13 protein-coding genes are annotated in these 16,255 nt (G+C 50.6%); 5 read left to right on the top strand and 8 right to left on the bottom strand.

Going from position 1 to position 16,255, the window contains the following annotated elements; translation table 11 throughout:
• Positions 1-8: 8 nt before the first annotated feature.
• The 5 genes from mglA to folE form a co-directional block, all read right to left on the bottom strand.
• A complete protein-coding gene (gene mglA, locus OGY17_RS22540) occupies positions 9-1,529 on the bottom strand; it encodes a galactose/methyl galactoside ABC transporter ATP-binding protein MglA (RefSeq protein ID WP_003027396.1) in 1,521 nt (506 codons plus the stop codon).
• A gap of 71 nt (positions 1,530-1,600) precedes the next feature.
• A complete protein-coding gene (gene mglB, locus OGY17_RS22535; protein ID WP_003027399.1) occupies positions 1,601-2,599 on the bottom strand; it encodes a galactose/glucose ABC transporter substrate-binding protein MglB in 999 nt (332 codons plus the stop codon).
• Positions 2,600-2,892: 293 nt separating this feature from the next.
• On the bottom strand, positions 2,893-3,918 hold the full coding sequence (gene galS / locus OGY17_RS22530; RefSeq protein ID WP_032943995.1) for an HTH-type transcriptional regulator GalS: 1,026 nt from the start codon (positions 3,916-3,918) through the stop codon (positions 2,893-2,895).
• Positions 3,919-4,062: 144 nt separating this feature from the next.
• The gene (yeiB, locus tag OGY17_RS22525; protein ID WP_286608376.1) at positions 4,063-5,220 is read right to left on the bottom strand and encodes a DUF418 domain-containing protein YeiB; all 1,158 of its coding nucleotides are present in this window, start codon (positions 5,218-5,220) and stop codon (positions 4,063-4,065) included.
• A 14-nt stretch (positions 5,221-5,234) separates the two neighbouring features.
• The gene (gene folE / locus OGY17_RS22520) at positions 5,235-5,903 is read right to left on the bottom strand and encodes a GTP cyclohydrolase I FolE (protein WP_003027410.1); all 669 of its coding nucleotides are present in this window, start codon (positions 5,901-5,903) and stop codon (positions 5,235-5,237) included.
• 322 nt (positions 5,904-6,225) lie between these two features.
• Between folE and fghA the strand changes: the two genes are divergently transcribed.
• Together fghA and OGY17_RS22510 are read left to right on the top strand one after the other, a co-directional pair.
• Complete coding sequence (fghA, locus tag OGY17_RS22515; RefSeq protein ID WP_008785267.1) at positions 6,226-7,062, top strand: S-formylglutathione hydrolase; 837 nt, start codon at positions 6,226-6,228, stop codon at positions 7,060-7,062.
• 279 nt (positions 7,063-7,341) lie between these two features.
• A complete protein-coding gene (locus OGY17_RS22510) occupies positions 7,342-9,327 on the top strand; it encodes a ligand-gated channel protein (RefSeq protein WP_103285549.1) in 1,986 nt (661 codons plus the stop codon).
• Between the two features lie 65 nt (positions 9,328-9,392).
• Here the strand turns inward: OGY17_RS22510 and lysP are convergent, their stop codons facing one another.
• Both lysP and yieE read right to left on the bottom strand, forming a co-directional pair.
• Positions 9,393-10,862, bottom strand: coding sequence for a lysine-specific permease (gene lysP / locus OGY17_RS22505; protein WP_003834517.1), 1,470 nt, complete (start codon positions 10,860-10,862; stop codon positions 9,393-9,395).
• Between the two features lie 195 nt (positions 10,863-11,057).
• Positions 11,058-11,939 (bottom strand): DNA-binding transcriptional regulator YeiE, encoded by an 882-nt coding sequence (yieE, locus tag OGY17_RS22500; protein WP_003834519.1) that lies wholly within the window; start codon positions 11,937-11,939, stop codon positions 11,058-11,060.
• A 315-nt stretch (positions 11,940-12,254) separates the two neighbouring features.
• On the opposite strand from yieE, the gene OGY17_RS22495 reads away from it, so the two are divergent.
• Complete coding sequence (locus OGY17_RS22495; RefSeq protein WP_258735448.1) at positions 12,255-13,304, top strand: YeiH family protein; 1,050 nt, start codon at positions 12,255-12,257, stop codon at positions 13,302-13,304.
• Positions 13,305-13,375: 71 nt separating this feature from the next.
• Positions 13,376-14,233 carry a deoxyribonuclease IV gene (gene nfo / locus OGY17_RS22490; protein WP_032944004.1) on the top strand — a complete coding sequence of 286 codons (858 nt, stop codon included), beginning with the start codon at positions 13,376-13,378 and terminating at the stop codon, positions 14,231-14,233.
• Between the two features lie 32 nt (positions 14,234-14,265).
• Here nfo and hypT read toward each other — a convergent pair whose 3' ends face one another.
• On the bottom strand, positions 14,266-15,177 hold the full coding sequence (hypT, locus tag OGY17_RS22485; RefSeq protein ID WP_020996669.1) for a hypochlorite stress DNA-binding transcriptional regulator HypT: 912 nt from the start codon (positions 15,175-15,177) through the stop codon (positions 14,266-14,268).
• A 352-nt stretch (positions 15,178-15,529) separates the two neighbouring features.
• Between hypT and cuyB the strand changes: the two genes are divergently transcribed.
• Complete coding sequence (gene cuyB / locus OGY17_RS22480; RefSeq protein ID WP_020996671.1) at positions 15,530-16,249, top strand: cysteate racemase; 720 nt, start codon at positions 15,530-15,532, stop codon at positions 16,247-16,249.
• Positions 16,250-16,255: the final 6 nt, after the last annotated feature.

The following is a 16,255-nucleotide window of genomic DNA, read 5'->3' as shown; positions in this document are numbered from 1 at the left end:
CCCTAATCTTAAAGGTGCAAAGACGCAAGACGGAGGATTTCGTTTTGCGTTGTTGTTTTAGTGTCAACAATTCCAGCAACGAGACCATTGCTCATCACCAGAATACGATCGGTAATACCCAGCAGCTCCGGCATTTCAGAGGAAATAATAATAATCCCCTTATCCTTTTTCGCGAGTTCGGCAATCAACTGATAAATTTCAAATTTCGCGCCAACATCGATTCCACGCGTCGGTTCATCCAGCATCAGAATTTCTGGCTGCGTTAATAACCAACGACCAATAACCACTTTTTGCTGATTACCGCCAGAAAGTGAACCGATTTGCGTACGATGACCCGGCGTTTTTACCCTCATGGAGTCAATTACCCACTGGGTATCACTCTTCATGCGGGAATTATCCAACAGACCGACTTTGTTTTTGTAATTTTGGATATTAGAAATTAACGAGTTAAAACCAATGTCCAGATACGCATAAATACCGGTTGAGCGGCGCTCTTCCGTGACCAGCGCAAAACCATGGTTGATGGCTTCATTTGCACTGTGGTTATTAATTTTTTTGCCGTGTAGCGTAATCGTACCTGATGATTTCTCACGAATACCAAAAAGCGTTTCAACGATATCCGTGCGTTTTGCGCCTACCAGACCTGCAATCCCAAGAATCTCCCCTTTGTGCAAATCAAACGAGATATCACGAATCGACGGCTGGCGCAGCGAGGTCAGGTTACGCACTTGCAGAATGACTTCACCAGGTTTGTTTTCTTTATCCGGAAAACGTTGGTTCAGTGAACGTCCGACCATCATGGCGATGATCTTATCCATATCCAGCCCTTCCAGCGGCTGGGTCGCAATCCACTGGCCGTCACGTAGTACGGTAATTTCATCGCACAGCTGGAAGATTTCTTCCATTTTGTGAGAGATATAAACAATACCGCATCCACGCTCTTTCAGCTTACGGATGATGGTGAACAGATGGTTAACTTCTTTTTCGGTTAACGATGAAGTTGGCTCATCCATGATGACGATTTTGGCGTCATAGGAGAATGCTTTCGCAATTTCAATCATCTGCATTTGTGAAACGGATAATGTGCCGACACGCGCACGCGGATCGATATCAATATCCAGTTCATCAAATATCGCTTTGGTATCGCGGTACATTTTTTCCTGATCGACAAACATGCCTTTGGTGGGATAGCGTCCCAGCCACATGTTGTCCATTACAGAACGTTGTAATACCAGGTTTAATTCCTGGTGTACCATCGAAATACCATTTTCAAGCGCTTCTTTCGCAGAATGAAAATCGATTTCTTTACCCTGAAATAAAATACTGCCGGAATCTTTTTGATAGATGCCGAAAAGACATTTCAATAATGTTGATTTCCCCGCGCCATTCTCTCCCATGAGGGCGTGAATAGAATGCGGGCGGACTTTTAAATTGACATTATCAAGCGCCTTAACGCCGGGGAAGGACTTGTTGATGCCGGTCATTTCCAACAAGTATTCGCCTGACGACTGAGTATGTGTGCTGACCATAATTATACCTTGTTGGCCTTGCAGAGTGCGTTATTAAGGGCGCAATGAAATTGCGCCCACATACGGAGTATTTATTTGTTGGTGAACTCTGCCAGATTATCTTTATCGACACCTACGTACGGAACGCGAACAATCTTGTTCTCAATTTTCCAGTTAGTGCCATCTGCCGCACCTTTGCCGTCAGCCAGGTTTTTCGCCAGATCGAAGGTGGCTTTCGCCTGGTTGTTGGCATCGTTCAGCACGGTACCGGCCATGGCGCCAGATTTCACCAGAGCCAGCGCTTCAGGCAGCGCATCCACACCAAATACTGGTACGCTGGTTTTGTTGTGCGCTTTCAGCGCTTCAACTGCACCCATTGCCATCGCATCGTTGTTAGCGATAACCACTTCAATTTTGTTCGCGTTTGGACCAGACATCCACGCATCCATCTTATCTTTCGCCTGAGCGGTATCCCACATTGCAGTATCTAACTGCAGCTGCTCAGTTTTAATGCCTTTGTCGTTCAGCTCTTTAATCACGTAAGTGGTACGTGCTTCAGCATCCGGGTGTCCCGGTTCGCCTTTCAGCAGAACAAACTGAATTTTGCCGTCTTTGTTCAGGTCCCAGTTCGGGTTAGCTGCCCAGTGTTTGGCAATCAAATCACCCTGAATAATGCCGGACTCTTTAGAGTCGGTACCGACGTAATACGCTTTGTCATAGCTGTCCAGCGCTTTACGAGAAGGTTCTTTGTTGAAGAATACGATCGGTACGTTCTGTCCGCGTGCTTTTTCAATGACCGTGCCAGCAGCTGCCGGGTCAACCAGGTTAATTGCCAGTGCTTTAACGCCTTTTGCCAGCAGCACGTCGATCTGATCGTTTTGTTTGGACTGGTCGTTCTGCGAGTCGTTCATCAGCAGCTGTACATCTGGTGCCGCTTTGGCATCTTTTTCAATAGCCTTACGTACTACAGACATAAAGTTATCGTCATACTTATAGATAGTCACACCAATGCGGGTATCAGCAGCGTGCGCAGCCGCGCCGAATAACATGCTTGCCATTACAGCAGACAGGGTCAACACCTTCTTATTCATGGTATCTCCGGTTTTATTATGCAGGGTAGTACTTGAGATAAATGCTCGGCAGGCAGAACGTTACTGAAGTGTTACTGAACGCCGAAGCTCACTTTTAAAAAATATTTCTTCCGTGTCTGGCAACGCTCCAAAAACAGGCTTTAATTTTTGTTTAGGGCACCTATACCTCGATGAAAGTGATTATTCACCGTTACATAGTAGTTACAGCGCAACAAACAGTGTCATCATAGCTATCGCATTGTTAATATACTGTGAATTTACTCACATATTGAAAGCGGTTACATCGCGCAACGTTATGAGTTAGTGATCGGTGCCGCATTCTGCCGCAGCGCTACTGAATGACGACGCACCAGCGTTGGCATAAAACAATGCGACGCCTGCGGATCCAACGTGCCAGCCGCCCCCTGTAGCGCAAGCTCAGTCGCCATTTTTGCCATTGAGGCAATGGGATAGCGCACAGTGGTTAGCTGCGGATCGGTGTAACGCGCGATGGGAATATCATCGAAGCCAATGATAGAAAGGTGTAATGGAATAGCGATGCCGTTATCTTTTAGCGCAGTCAGCGCGCCGGCTGCCATATTGTCGTTATAAGCGAAGACCGCCGTCAGTTGTAAGTTACGCCCCAGCAATTCCACCATCGCGGACTCTCCGCCCTGCATATCGGGCGAACCAGTGCCGACCCAGCTTTCTGCCGCAACAATCCCCTGCTCTTTCAGGGCAGTTAACCACCCTTCTTTGCGCATGGCGTCATCTTCAATACGGTGGCTTGATGCCAGATAACCGATGCGTTGATGACCATTATTTAGCAGCATTCGGGTAGCCATTTTGGCACCGCTGATGTTATCCAGGCAGACGCAACGGTGTGCGTAGCCAGGAACAAGGCGGTTGATCAGAACCATGCCGGGAATTTGATCCATAAACTCGGCCAGTTCCCGATCGCTCAGTGCTTTAGAGTGTACAATCAGCGCGTTACAACGTTGGCGAATCAACACCTCAATGGCATGACGTTCTTTTTCCGCCTCATGGTAGCTGTTGCCAATCAGGACATACTTCTGATGCTGCTGGGCAACCATATCCACGGCTTTTACCAGCGCGCCAAAAAACGCATCTGATACATCCATGACGACAACACCAATCGTGTCGCTAACCTGCGTCGCCAGCGCTTGTGCGTTGGCATTAGGTCGATAGCCAAGCTGAGTGACTGCCTTCATTACCGCTTCACGCGTATCGGGACTCACCAGCGCACTGTTGTTCAGTACGCGGGAAACGGTCGCTACAGAAACGCCAGACTGCCGTGCCACATCACGAATGGTTACCATATTCACTGCCCTGTTTTAGATTGCGGCTGCCCGCAGACACCCCAGGCTGGGTATTTTGTCAGCACAATGAAACGGACTGCGTGAGTGATGTCACAGGAATGAAAGCGCTTACATCCATTTTGTTAATGAATGTGATCCAGATCGTTATCTGGATGTTCGCGGTAATGATGTCCCCGCAGCACGCAGGGTTAATTGACGCCACAGCCATTCCACCGGGCCCTGCCGGTAGAAACGCAGCCATATGACAGAGAAAAGTAAGTTAATCGCCCAGACAGGGATGACGAAAAACAGCAGCTCCAGCCGGTCAAATTTCATAAATAAACCGGCCTGATAAAACAACGTGGTGCAGATTAAGGTTTGTAACAGATAGTTGGTTAATGCCATGCGCCCCACACAGACGATAGCAATGACCCATTTGAAGCGACTAAGCTGTGGCCAGAAACCAAACATCAGCGCAGCATAACCAATGGTTTGCAAAGGCGCCCCCAGCTCTCGCGGGGCTTGTAACAGGAAGGCACACCAGCGGTAGGCCCAGTCCAGATGCCACTGAGCGATGATAGCAGGCAGGTTAATCGCCATGCCGATAATAACCAGCAGAACGCCAGTGCGTCGATAATGCTGCAAACTGTACTGCCCTTTTAGCCAGCCGCTACGCATTAATGCCGCGCCGAGCAGCATCATCCCCGCCAGTTGCCAACCGTATTGCGCACCTAACGCTAGCAAGCTATTGGACATCATATCCACGCGATTGCTGATTGCTTCCATTCCGCCGTTCACTTTCCAGTATTTTTCATACAGCAGCGCTGAAGCATCCGGCGTCCAGGCCCGGCTGGTTTCGCTCCCGGAGATCACACCCAACAGCAGCAATACACCAACGCCCGCCAAATAAAGCACCACACCGGTGTTAAATAAGCTTTTTACCGACGGCGCATCCCGGATCAGCCGCCAACAAATCAGGCCGATCAAGCCATATGCCAGCAGGATATCGCCATCCCAGAAGAGTAAACCGTGAATAAAACCCAACAGCACCAGCAACGTAAGCCGCGACTGGATCCAGCGTTTACCACGCGGGAGCAGCATTTGCAGACCGGCACCGAACAGTAGCGCAAACAGCGTGAGGAATTTTACCTGCGCGAAGAGATCGAGCAGCGCCCAGGTCCAGGCGTCGGATAAGGTGATGTTGCCATACCAGGCGGGATTGAGGTATGCCGCCTTTGGCAAGCCAAAGGCGCTAATATTGAGAAGCAGGATACCAAGAATGGCGACGCCACGAATAAAATCCAGCGTGACATTACGCTCCATGGTTCCTGCCCTAATCAGTTGTGATGACGTACTGCGCGCAGAAATTCCTGACGCGTGTTCTGGCTGGACTTAAACAATCCGCCAAGAGAAGTGGTGGTGGTCGCACTGGTCGCATCGCGAATGCCGCGCGCTTTCACACAGTAATGCACCGCATCAATCGATACCGCCACATTATTCGTCCCGAGCAGCGTTTGCAGCGCGGTGAGAATTTGCTGAGTCAGACGTTCCTGTACCTGCGGACGTTGCGCAAAGAACTGCACAATGCGGTTAATCTTCGACAGACCAATGACCGAATCTTTCGGAATATACGCCACCGTCGCTTTGCCATCGATAGTGACAAAGTGGTGTTCGCAGGTGCTGGTCAGCGTGATATCACGAACCGTGACCATCTCGTCCACCTTCATTTTGTTTTCAATGACGGTGATTTTCGGGAAGTTGGCGTAATCGAGGCCGGAGAAAATCTCATCGACATACATTTTCGCAATGCGATGCGGAGTTTCCATCAGACTGTCATCGCTCAAATCGAGATTGAGCAATTGCATAATCTCGGTCATATGGCCAGAGATAAGACGTTTGCGTGTTTCGTTATCCATCTCTTGCACGGGCGGGCGCAGCGGGGTTTCGAGACCACGCGCAACCAGCGCTTCATGAACCAGTGCCGCTTCTTTACTGAGTGATGACATTTCTTCTTCTCCTGCAGGTGGGGCGCCTCTGCCCTGCATGGGGCAAAGTTTTTAGGCTGTGTCACAGCCAGAACATTGTGCGTGAGGCGGCGCACATAATCCAGTATTCACCGTGATAATTATTGAAATTGGCACAGCCTTTCAGCGTTGCTGATTTCACTTGTCGTTCAGCCCGGTGACGTCGAGTGTTAATGTAAAGTTATATAGATGATGAAGTATGTTTGCTCAATGCGGAAGTGAAAGTTACTCACAGTGCTATGAATAATCTGTATTATGATGAGTTCGCAAACACATTCAGGTTCAACACAACAAGGAGCCACGCATGGAAATGCTTGAAGAGCACCGCTGTTTTGAAGGCTGGCAGCAACGCTGGCGTCACGACTCCGCCACGTTAAATTGCGCCATGACCTTCAGTATTTTTCTTCCACCACCCCGTGATAACGCCGCGCCTCCGGTGCTGTACTGGCTGTCGGGCCTGACCTGTAATGATGAAAACTTCACCACCAAAGCAGGCGCGCAGCGCATTGCAGCTGAGCTGGGTATTGTTCTCGTGATGCCGGACACCAGCCCGCGCGGCGAGCAGGTTGCCAACGATGATGGCTACGATTTAGGTCAAGGGGCCGGATTTTACCTCAATGCCACCCAGCAGCCGTGGGCAACGCATTTTCGTATGTATGACTATCTGCGTGATGAGCTTCCGGCACTGATTCAGTCGCAGTTTAACGTCAGCGATCGCTGCGCCATCAGCGGACACTCCATGGGCGGCCACGGCGCATTGATTATGGCGCTGAAAAATCCCGGGAGATACACCAGCGTTTCCGCCTTTGCGCCGATCGTCAACCCTTGTCGCGTTCCGTGGGGTGAGAAGGCTTTTAGCGCTTATCTGGGCGAAGATAAAACACAGTGGGCAGAGTGGGATAGCTGCGCGTTAATGCTGGCCAGCAAACCCGCAGACGCGATCCCGACGTTAATCGATCAGGGAGACAGCGATCAGTTTCTTGCCGATCAGTTGCAGCCCGCGGTACTGGCCGAAACGGCCCGTCAGACCGCTTGGCCAATGACGCTACGCATCCAGCCTGGTTACGACCACAGCTATTACTTTATTGCGTCGTTTATTGAGGATCACCTGCGCTTCCACGCCCAGTATTTGCTGAAGTAATTCCTGAGTTGAGGGCGGAAGCCCTCTTCATTTCTCCATCATTCCTTCACTTTTTCTCCTTTTTTCTTCCCCCACTATCTTATTGATTAAAAAAGCATTTCACTCCAAATCATATCAAACACAAATGATTTCTATTATCATTTGTGTTTACAAAAATTCATACTTTTGTACAATCCCCCCGCTTCTTTACTGAAAAGAGTCCTTAAAAGACAAATACATACAATTGTCATGGCCTTTCACATGACGCGCAGTTTGATTCATTTAAATGGAATGATACAAATGACTATACCTCACGTTAAGGCTGTAGCTGCCGCAGTATGCGTCGCCTGCCTCCCATCACTCGGCCATGCCGCTGAACAAGACACCGTGGTCGTTACCGCTACCGGTTTCGAGCAGAAAATTCAGGATGCCCCGGCTTCAATATCTGTTATTACCAAGCAGCAGATTGAGGACAAAGCCTATCGAGATGTCACCGATGCGCTAAAAGATGTCCCTGGCGTCGTCGTCACTGGCGGGGGGAGCAGCAGCGATATCAGTATTCGCGGTATGGCTTCGCAATACACACTCTTCCTGGTCAACGGTAAACGCATCAGCACCCGCGGTACACGTCCTAACAGCGACAACTCAGGTATTGAGCAAGGTTGGCTGCCGCCGCTGGAATCCATCGAGCGTATCGAGGTAATCCGCGGCCCGATGTCGTCCCTCTATGGCTCTGATGCGATGGGCGGCGTCATTAACGTCATCACCAAAAAAGTGTCGAATACTAAAGCCTGGACCGGCTCTTTGCACGGCGATGCCACTTTCCAGGAAGACAGAGACTCCGGCGATATTTACCAGACCAACGCCTATGCGTCTGGACCACTGATTGACGGATTACTTGGCGCGAAGGTGACCGGATTATTCTCCCACCGCGCAGAAGATGAAATCGTAAATGGCTACAATGAACAGCGTATGCGTAGCGGGGGATTAACCCTGAACTTTACGCCAGATGATAAAAACGACATCGATTTCGATTACGCACGTGAATTGCAGGATCGCGACAGTACGCCAGGCAAATCCATGGCAGAGGAAAACTGCCGTAACGGAAGCTGTAAGCCCAACAGTAAAAGCGAAAACAAGTATGTGCACACCACGTACTCAATAACCCACAGCGGTTATTACGACGACTTCAACTCCACCAGCTATGTCCAGCAGGAAGAGACCGACAACCCCGGTCGCCAGATGAAGTCCTACAACACGATTTTCAATAACCAGAACCAGGTATTCCTTGGGGCGCACACCCTGACGTTGGGCGGGCAATACCGTTATGAAAAACTACGCGATAACGGCAACCAGCTGCAAGCGGCTGATGGACTGAACAAACTGACCCGCTGGAGCTGGGCGCTGTTTGCTGAAGATGAATGGGCCGTTACCGATACCTTCACGCTGACCGGCGGTCTGCGTATGGATAAGGATGAAAACTACGGTGACAACTGGACGCCACGCGGCTATGGCGTATGGCATCTGAGCGATCAGTGGACCTTAAAAGGTGGCGTTTCCGCAGGCTATCGTGCACCGGATCTGCGCCAGTCTTCTGCCAGTTGGGGACAGGTTACCGGCGGTGGTCGTCTGAACGGAATCATTGTCGGCAACCCGGATCTGAAACCGGAGAAAAGCCTCAGCGAAGAGATCGGTTTACTGTGGGATAACGGCAACAACCTCAACGCAGGCGTTACATTGTTCAATACCGACTTTAAAAACAAAATCACCGAAGTTCGCCGTTGTAACAGCAGTTCCGATCCGGCCTGCACCATCGGCAATACGACTTATGACTTCGTCAGCGATCGCGTTAACGTCGATAAAGCCAATATGCGCGGCGTAGAATCCACCTTCGGCTGGAAAATAACCTCCGACGTCAACTGGACCGCGAACTACACCTACACGGAATCTGAGCAGAAAAGCGGTCAGTTCTCCGGCCAGCCGTTGAACAAAATGCCGAAGCATATGTTTAACACGACGCTGGACTGGCAGGCTACGCAGGATCTCGGTTTCTGGAGCCGTCTGAATCTGCGCGGGAAAACGTCTGAATACCTGAGCCGAACCTCTATGGCACAGGGCACCCCGTCCTATACTCAGGTCGACGTTGGTTTACGTTACTATGCTACCAAGGATCTGTTGATGACCGCTGGCGTGTATAACGTGCTGGATAAACAAATCGATTACGATACCTACGACACCGTCCTTGATGGACGTCGTTACACGGTTGGCATGACTTACAGCTTCTAAGTTAGGCGCAATAAAAAACCCCGGCACTCATCATGCCGGGGTTTTTGTTATGCTTTTTTATACTGTTACTTCTTCACGCGACCCGGGAATTTCATTTCGCTGTAGCGAACAAAACGGGTTCCTTTGGTCAGCTTATAGCCAAACCAGATAATCAGGAACAGCGGGATACCGATATAGGTAGCCATCACGCCGCCCCAGTCAATGCTGTCTTTCAGGAACGCTTCGTAGTTCTGACCCAGGGTGATAATCAGGCACAGCACAAAGGCGAAGATCGGACCCAGCGGGAAGAAGCCAGAACGGTACGGCAGGTCCTTCACATCGTGACCCTGCAGCACATAACCGCGACGGAAGCGATAGTGGCTAATAGCAATCCCCAGCCAGGCGATAAAGCCCGTCATCCCGGAAGTATTCAGCAGCCACAGATACACGGTCTGGTTGCCAAACATTGAAGTCAGGAAGCACAGCCCCGCCACCACGGTGGTCGCATACAGCGCGTTACGCGGTACGCCGCCACGAGACAGTTTGCCGAAAATACGCGGTGCTTTACCGTCACATGCCAGGGTATAAAGCATACGCGTGGAGGCGTACATCCCGGAGTTACCTGCCGACAGCACCGCCGTCAGGATAACTGCATTCATCACCGCTGCCGCAGACAGCAGACCCGCATGCTGGAATACCAGCGTGAACGGGCTAACGCTGATGTCTTTTACATCGTTACGCAGCAGGCTTGGATCGGTGTACGGAATGATCAGGCTGATAATCAAAATCGCGAACACATAGAACAGCAGGATTCGCCAGAATACCTGACGTACCGCACGTGGAATGTTCTTTTCAGGATCTTCAGATTCGCCAGCCGCGATACCGATAAGCTCTGTCCCCTGGAAGGAGAAGCCGACGATCATCGCCACGCCAATCATCGCAGCAAAACCACCGGCAAACGGTGCATCACCGGTCGTCCAGTTGCTCCAGCCCACCGGCTGAGCGCCTTTGAAGATACCGAAAATCATCATCACACCAACCACGATGAAGATAATGACGGTGGTAACTTTGATCAGTGAGAACCAGTATTCCGCTTCACCAAATCCGCGAACGGAAATGTAGTTCAGCAGGAAGATAACGCCGAGGAACAGTGCGCTCCAGATCCAGCCCGGCGTGTCTGGGAACCACCAGCTCATCACCAGCTGCGCGGCCACCAGGTCAACGGCAATCGTTACCGCCCAGTTGTACCAGTAGTTCCAGCCCAGCGCGAAGCCAAAGCCCTCTTCTACGTAGTTCTGACCGTAGGTGGAAAACGAGCCGGAAACCGGCATATAGGCAGCCAGTTCACCGAGGCTGGTCATCAGGAAGTACACCATCAGACCGATCAGAATATAAGAGAACAACGCGCCGCCTGGACCCGCTGCAGAAATAGTTGCACCAGATGCAACGAAAAGACCTGTACCGATGGAGCCTCCAATGGCAATCATCGTCAGGTGACGCGCCTTCAGTTCACGACGTAGCGTGGGCGCTTCTGTGGTTTTAGTTTCGGAAACCATGTGAAAATGCTATCCATCCAAAAAATGAGGCGCGATTGTAGCAGACGAAATGGCATTCTTCCGGCACAAATACGCTGTTATAAGAGACCTTCATGACTGGCCGCGGATTATAAGTAAAGCAGAAAATTTGCGGCGCACAGCGGTTAAGATATAACCGCCGTTCTATAAAGAGATGACCTTACGACTGTAAGCGCCCTATTCGCCCAGCTCGACCTGGTCGCTGTAATGCAAAAATCGCGTAATGGCATTGGAGATGTGTTTTTGCCTGTGATGCACGCGCCAGAGAGTGCGGACTAAACGCGGCAGCGGCACGGGAACTTCGCTCAGCGTTCCCGCCTGCAGCTGCTCCGCAATGACCCGACGCGACAAGCAGCTGATCCCGAGACCATGGCGTACCGCATGCTTAATGGCCTCTGAGTTACCCAACTCCATTGCCATCTGAAATCTCGGCAGATGAGACAACAGCAGGTAATCCACCAGTTCACGCGTACCGGATCCTCGCTCACGCAGGATCCACGGCGAAGCCGCCAGCTGTTCCAGCGTAACAGGCCCCTTTGTGAGCGGTGACGACGGTGCAGCAAACACCACCAGCTCGTCTTCCAGCCACGGTTCAGAGATAATTTCAGTACTGTGACACGGCCCTTCGATCAGCCCGATATCTACCCTAAAATCCAGCACCGCATTGATCACATCCTGACTGTTACCCACGCTCAGCTCGAGCGGCAAATCAGGAAAATCCTGCCGATAGCGGGCGATCATAGCAGGCAAGATATAGTTACCAATGGTGCTACTGGCATAGACCCGAATGGCACCATTATCTTCGCGAAAAAGCTGTTCGATTTCGGTCGTTTGCTCAAGTAACGCCAACGCTCGCGGGTAGAGCAAACGCCCGTGCTCGTTGACCACTAGCCGTTTGCCGACGCGGTCAAACAGTTGCACGCCGAGTTGCCCTTCCAGATCGGTAAGTGCCGCACTCACCGCCGATTGCGACAATGCCAGCATGACAGACGCCTGGGTCGTTGAACCGCTTTTTAGTACCTCAGCAAACACTTCAAGTTGCCGCAAGGTGATATGCATAGTCGTTTTCCACCGGATATCCGTTACTTATACCCTAAATAATTCGAGTTGCAGGAAGGCGGCAAGAGAGAGACAAATTCGTCAGGAACGAATTTGACCAGCCAAAGGCTGGCCTCTGGTGAGGGACATGGATGTCCCTCATTAATCCCCGGGAGCGTACTTAAGTACGTGACTGGGGTGAACGAGCGCAGCCAACGCACATGCAACTTGAAGTATGACGGGTATACCACTTATATAGATTAATTATAAATATATAATCAATTTTATTTTTAAACCACTTCGCCGTACTCTTTTACCCAGATAAAGGAGAAGGATATGACAGAACTCACCTTGCAGACTCATCGTCGTACAGCGTGGCATTTTATTCCGGGGCTTGCCCTGAGTGCAGTTATCACTGGGGTCGCCTTATGGGGTGGATCCATTCCCGCCGTCGCAGGTGCCGGGTTCAGCGCCCTCACCTTAGCAATCTTGTTGGGGATGGTCCTCGGCAACACCGTCTATCCGCACATCTGGAAAAGCTGTGACGGCGGCGTGCTGTTTGCTAAACAACATTTATTACGTCTGGGGATCATCCTCTACGGCTTCCGCCTCACCTTCGCGCAAATTGCTGACGTCGGCGTCAGCGGTATCGTGATTGATGTGTTAACGCTGAGCAGTACCTTTATGATTGCCTGCTTCCTGGGGCAGAAATTGTTTGGTCTGGACCGCCACACCAGTTGGCTGATTGGTGCGGGGAGCAGCATTTGTGGGGCCGCCGCCGTGCTGGCAACCGAGCCGGTAGTGAAAGCGGAAGCCAGTAAGGTAACCGTCGCTGTCGCCACCGTGGTGATCTTCGGTACCATCGCTATCTTCCTGTATCCGGCAATGTATCCGCTGCTGGCACACTGGTTTAGCCCAGAAACCTACGGCATTTACATTGGTTCCACCATGCATGAAGTAGCACAGGTAGTGGCTGCCGGGCACGCCATTAACCCGGATGCAGAAAACGCCGCGGTTATTGCCAAAATGCTGCGTGTCATGATGCTGGCACCGTTCCTCATCCTCCTGGCCGCACGCGTTAAACAGTTGTCTCCGGCTACGGGCGGTGAGAAAAGCAAAATCACTATTCCATGGTTTGCCATCCTGTTCATTGTGGTCGCGATTTTTAACTCGTTCCACCTGCTGCCGCAGTCGGTTGTGAACATGCTGGTAACGCTGGACACCATTTTGCTGGCAATGGCAATGGCTGCACTGGGGTTAACCACTCACGTTAGCGCACTGAAAAAAGCCGGTGCCAAACCGTTACTGATGGCCCTGCTGCTGTTTGTCTGGCTGATTGTCGGTGGTGGTGCGATTAACGTCGCTGTCCACGCCCTGATGGCATAAACGATCACGACTCACCTCCATTAACCCGCTATACTCTCCCTTTTTGTATTTGAGTATGGCGGGTTAAATTTATGAAATATATCGGAGCGCACGTAAGCGCCGCTGGCGGTCTGGCTAACGCCGCTATTCGAGCCGCAGAAATCGAAGCGACCGCATTCGCCCTGTTCACCAAGAATCAGCGCCAGTGGCGTGCTGCACCGCTAACCACCGAAATCATTGATGATTTCAAATCTGCCTGCGAGAAGTACCACTACACCTCCGCACAAATCCTGCCTCACGACAGTTACCTGATTAACCTCGGTCACCCGGTCAGCGATGCGCTGGAAAAATCGCGTGATGCGTTTCTTGATGAAATGCAACGCTGTGAACTGCTGGGCTTATCCCTGCTGAACTTTCACCCGGGCAGCCATTTGATGCAGATCCCGGAAGATGAATGTCTGGCGCGCATTGCCGAATCCATCAACATCGTCCTCGCTCAGACCCAGGGCGTGACGGCAGTTATCGAAAATACCGCCGGACAAGGTAGTAATCTGGGATTCAAGTTTGAGCACCTGGCCGCCATTATCGACGGCGTCGAAGATAAGTCCCGTGTTGGCGTTTGTATTGATACCTGCCACGCTTTCGCGGCGGGGTACGATTTGCGTTCCGCAGAAGAGTGCGAAAAGACGTTTGCGGAATTTGAACGTATTGTCGGTTTCAAGTATCTACGCGGTATGCACCTGAACGACGCCAAGAGCGCGTTTGGTAGTCGCGTTGACCGTCATCACAGCCTGGGTGAAGGCAATATTGGCCATGATGCCTTCCGTTGGATTATGCAGGATAATCGTTTTGACGGTATTCCGCTGGTACTGGAAACCATTAATCCGGATATATGGGCCGAAGAGATCGCCTGGCTGAAAGCCCAGCAAACAGAAAAAGCAGTGGCGTAACGATCCCCGCGCGCCAGACAAGCTGGCGCGTATCAAGTGAGCGTAACCAGATCCTCTGGCATATGGTTGTACAAAATCCGCCAGAAATGCTCAGCCGTTTTATTCAAACGGGTATCCATTCGGTAAATATAGGCCTGAATTGGCACCATCAACTCCGGCGTGTCCAGACAAACCAGGCGCTTATCCCGTAGTTCGTTCACGATCGTCCACGCTGGCAGCCAGGCGATACCATGACCATCCAATGCCATATTCTTCAATAGCTCACTCATCGAAGACATAAACAGCGTACGCGCTGAAATACTGCCCACCTCCGCCAGGTGACGGTTAACCAATCTTCCCATGTAGGAAGTGCTGGTATAGTTCAGAATCGGCACCTGCGGCTGATAGATATCAAACAACGCCTTACCCTGTGCATCCGCAGCACAGACGGGATAGAGCTCAGACTCAAAAACCTTCAAGCCGCAGAAAGGTGACTGCATTAAGTCTTCATCGCGAAAGGAGATAATGAAATCACTTTTCCCTTCGCGCAATGTATTCACCGCCTGGACTACATCAATCGCTTCGACGTGGTAAACAAACTCCTCGCCCCATGCCGACATTGAATGTACTAATCTGGGCAACATCGTCAGCGACAGAGAATGTGCCGCCGCTATTTTGATATTGGGAACGCCAAGCAGGTTGTGACCACTTAGCTCATCTAAATTGCATTCCAGCTGTTGTAGCAGGCTACGGGTCTGCGAATGGAATAACTTACCCTCCTCCGTCAGCTGCAGTGGACTCGTCGTACGGTCAAACAGCAGCACCCCAACAGCGGATTCGAGCGCCTTGATCCGCCGGCTAAATGCCGGTTGGGATAGGTTGCGCTCCTCTGCGGCCTGAGAAAAATGACGACACGCTTCCAGCGTCAGAAAATCATATAACCATTTTGTCTCGATATTTTTCATGCCTATCACGCGGATGTTTAAATATGTCGATTAGTCTTAAGCATCATGCCTGAATATTCCCGGTGATGATATTCAACATTAGCATCTGGTGATTCGTTTTTTGCATAATGCCTTCGTTTTTGACATTAACATATTTCTTTACCCATCGACCACGACCGCTCACCCACCGCGTAATGTCGGACCTCTGGCTGATTACCGGCCTGCTGAGGTGGTAAAAGACATCACACTCATGCGTTTTTTGCATTGAATCAAACATTATTGCATTTCTCCTCACGACACTCTGCTGTTAAACATAAGCACCAGATAGAAACCAACTCTGAATATTAAAAATCGGCAAATAGAGGTATATATCGTGAAAGGTTTAATTGGCGTACTTGGTGGTATGGGGCCTGCTGCAACCGTCGATCTTTTTAATAAATTCGTCACCTTTACCGCAGCACAACGCGATCAGGAACATATCCCATTAATTATTTCATCCATCCCTGATATTCCAGACCGAACTGATGCGTTAATGCATCATGGTCATTCCCCACTTCCGGCAATGCGTGATTATATGCACAAACTGGAAGATGCTGGTGCGGAGTGTATTGTGATCCCCTGTAATACCGCCCACTTTTGGTTTAATGAATTAAAAGAGTGCTGTCATACAGAGTTACTCAGTATCGTTGAAACAACCATGAATGAGGTCAAAAACTGCGGAAAATCACGTATCGGTTTACTTGCTACTAACGCCACCCTTTACATGGGACTCTACCAAAAAGGCATAGAATCTCTTGGTTTAACCTGCATCAGTCCTGATTCATCCGGTCAGGAAAAGGTCATGGAAAGTATTTATTGCTTAAAAGCCGGCGACCTTAAGCGGGCACAAACGCTGATGAATGAACAGGCTGAAGTGCTCTTCTCACGCGGCGCACAAATCATTGTACTGGGATGTACTGAAGTCCCCGTCATTCTTGCCGACGCAGTCAGAAAGTCTCCAGATAAATATATTGACTCAACCGGTTCATTAGTTCGCGCCGGTATTAAATGGTACGAAAAACGAGTTGGCAAACATCATCTTCTGGCGCAATAACAGCCG

Origin of the sequence: Citrobacter sp. Cpo126, from assembly GCF_030332445.1 — a bacterium.
Classification (GTDB): Bacteria; Pseudomonadota; Gammaproteobacteria; order Enterobacterales; family Enterobacteriaceae; genus Citrobacter; species Citrobacter portucalensis.
Note: the sequence above shows the minus strand (reverse complement) of the source record. Positions and strands in the feature narration are given on the sequence as shown.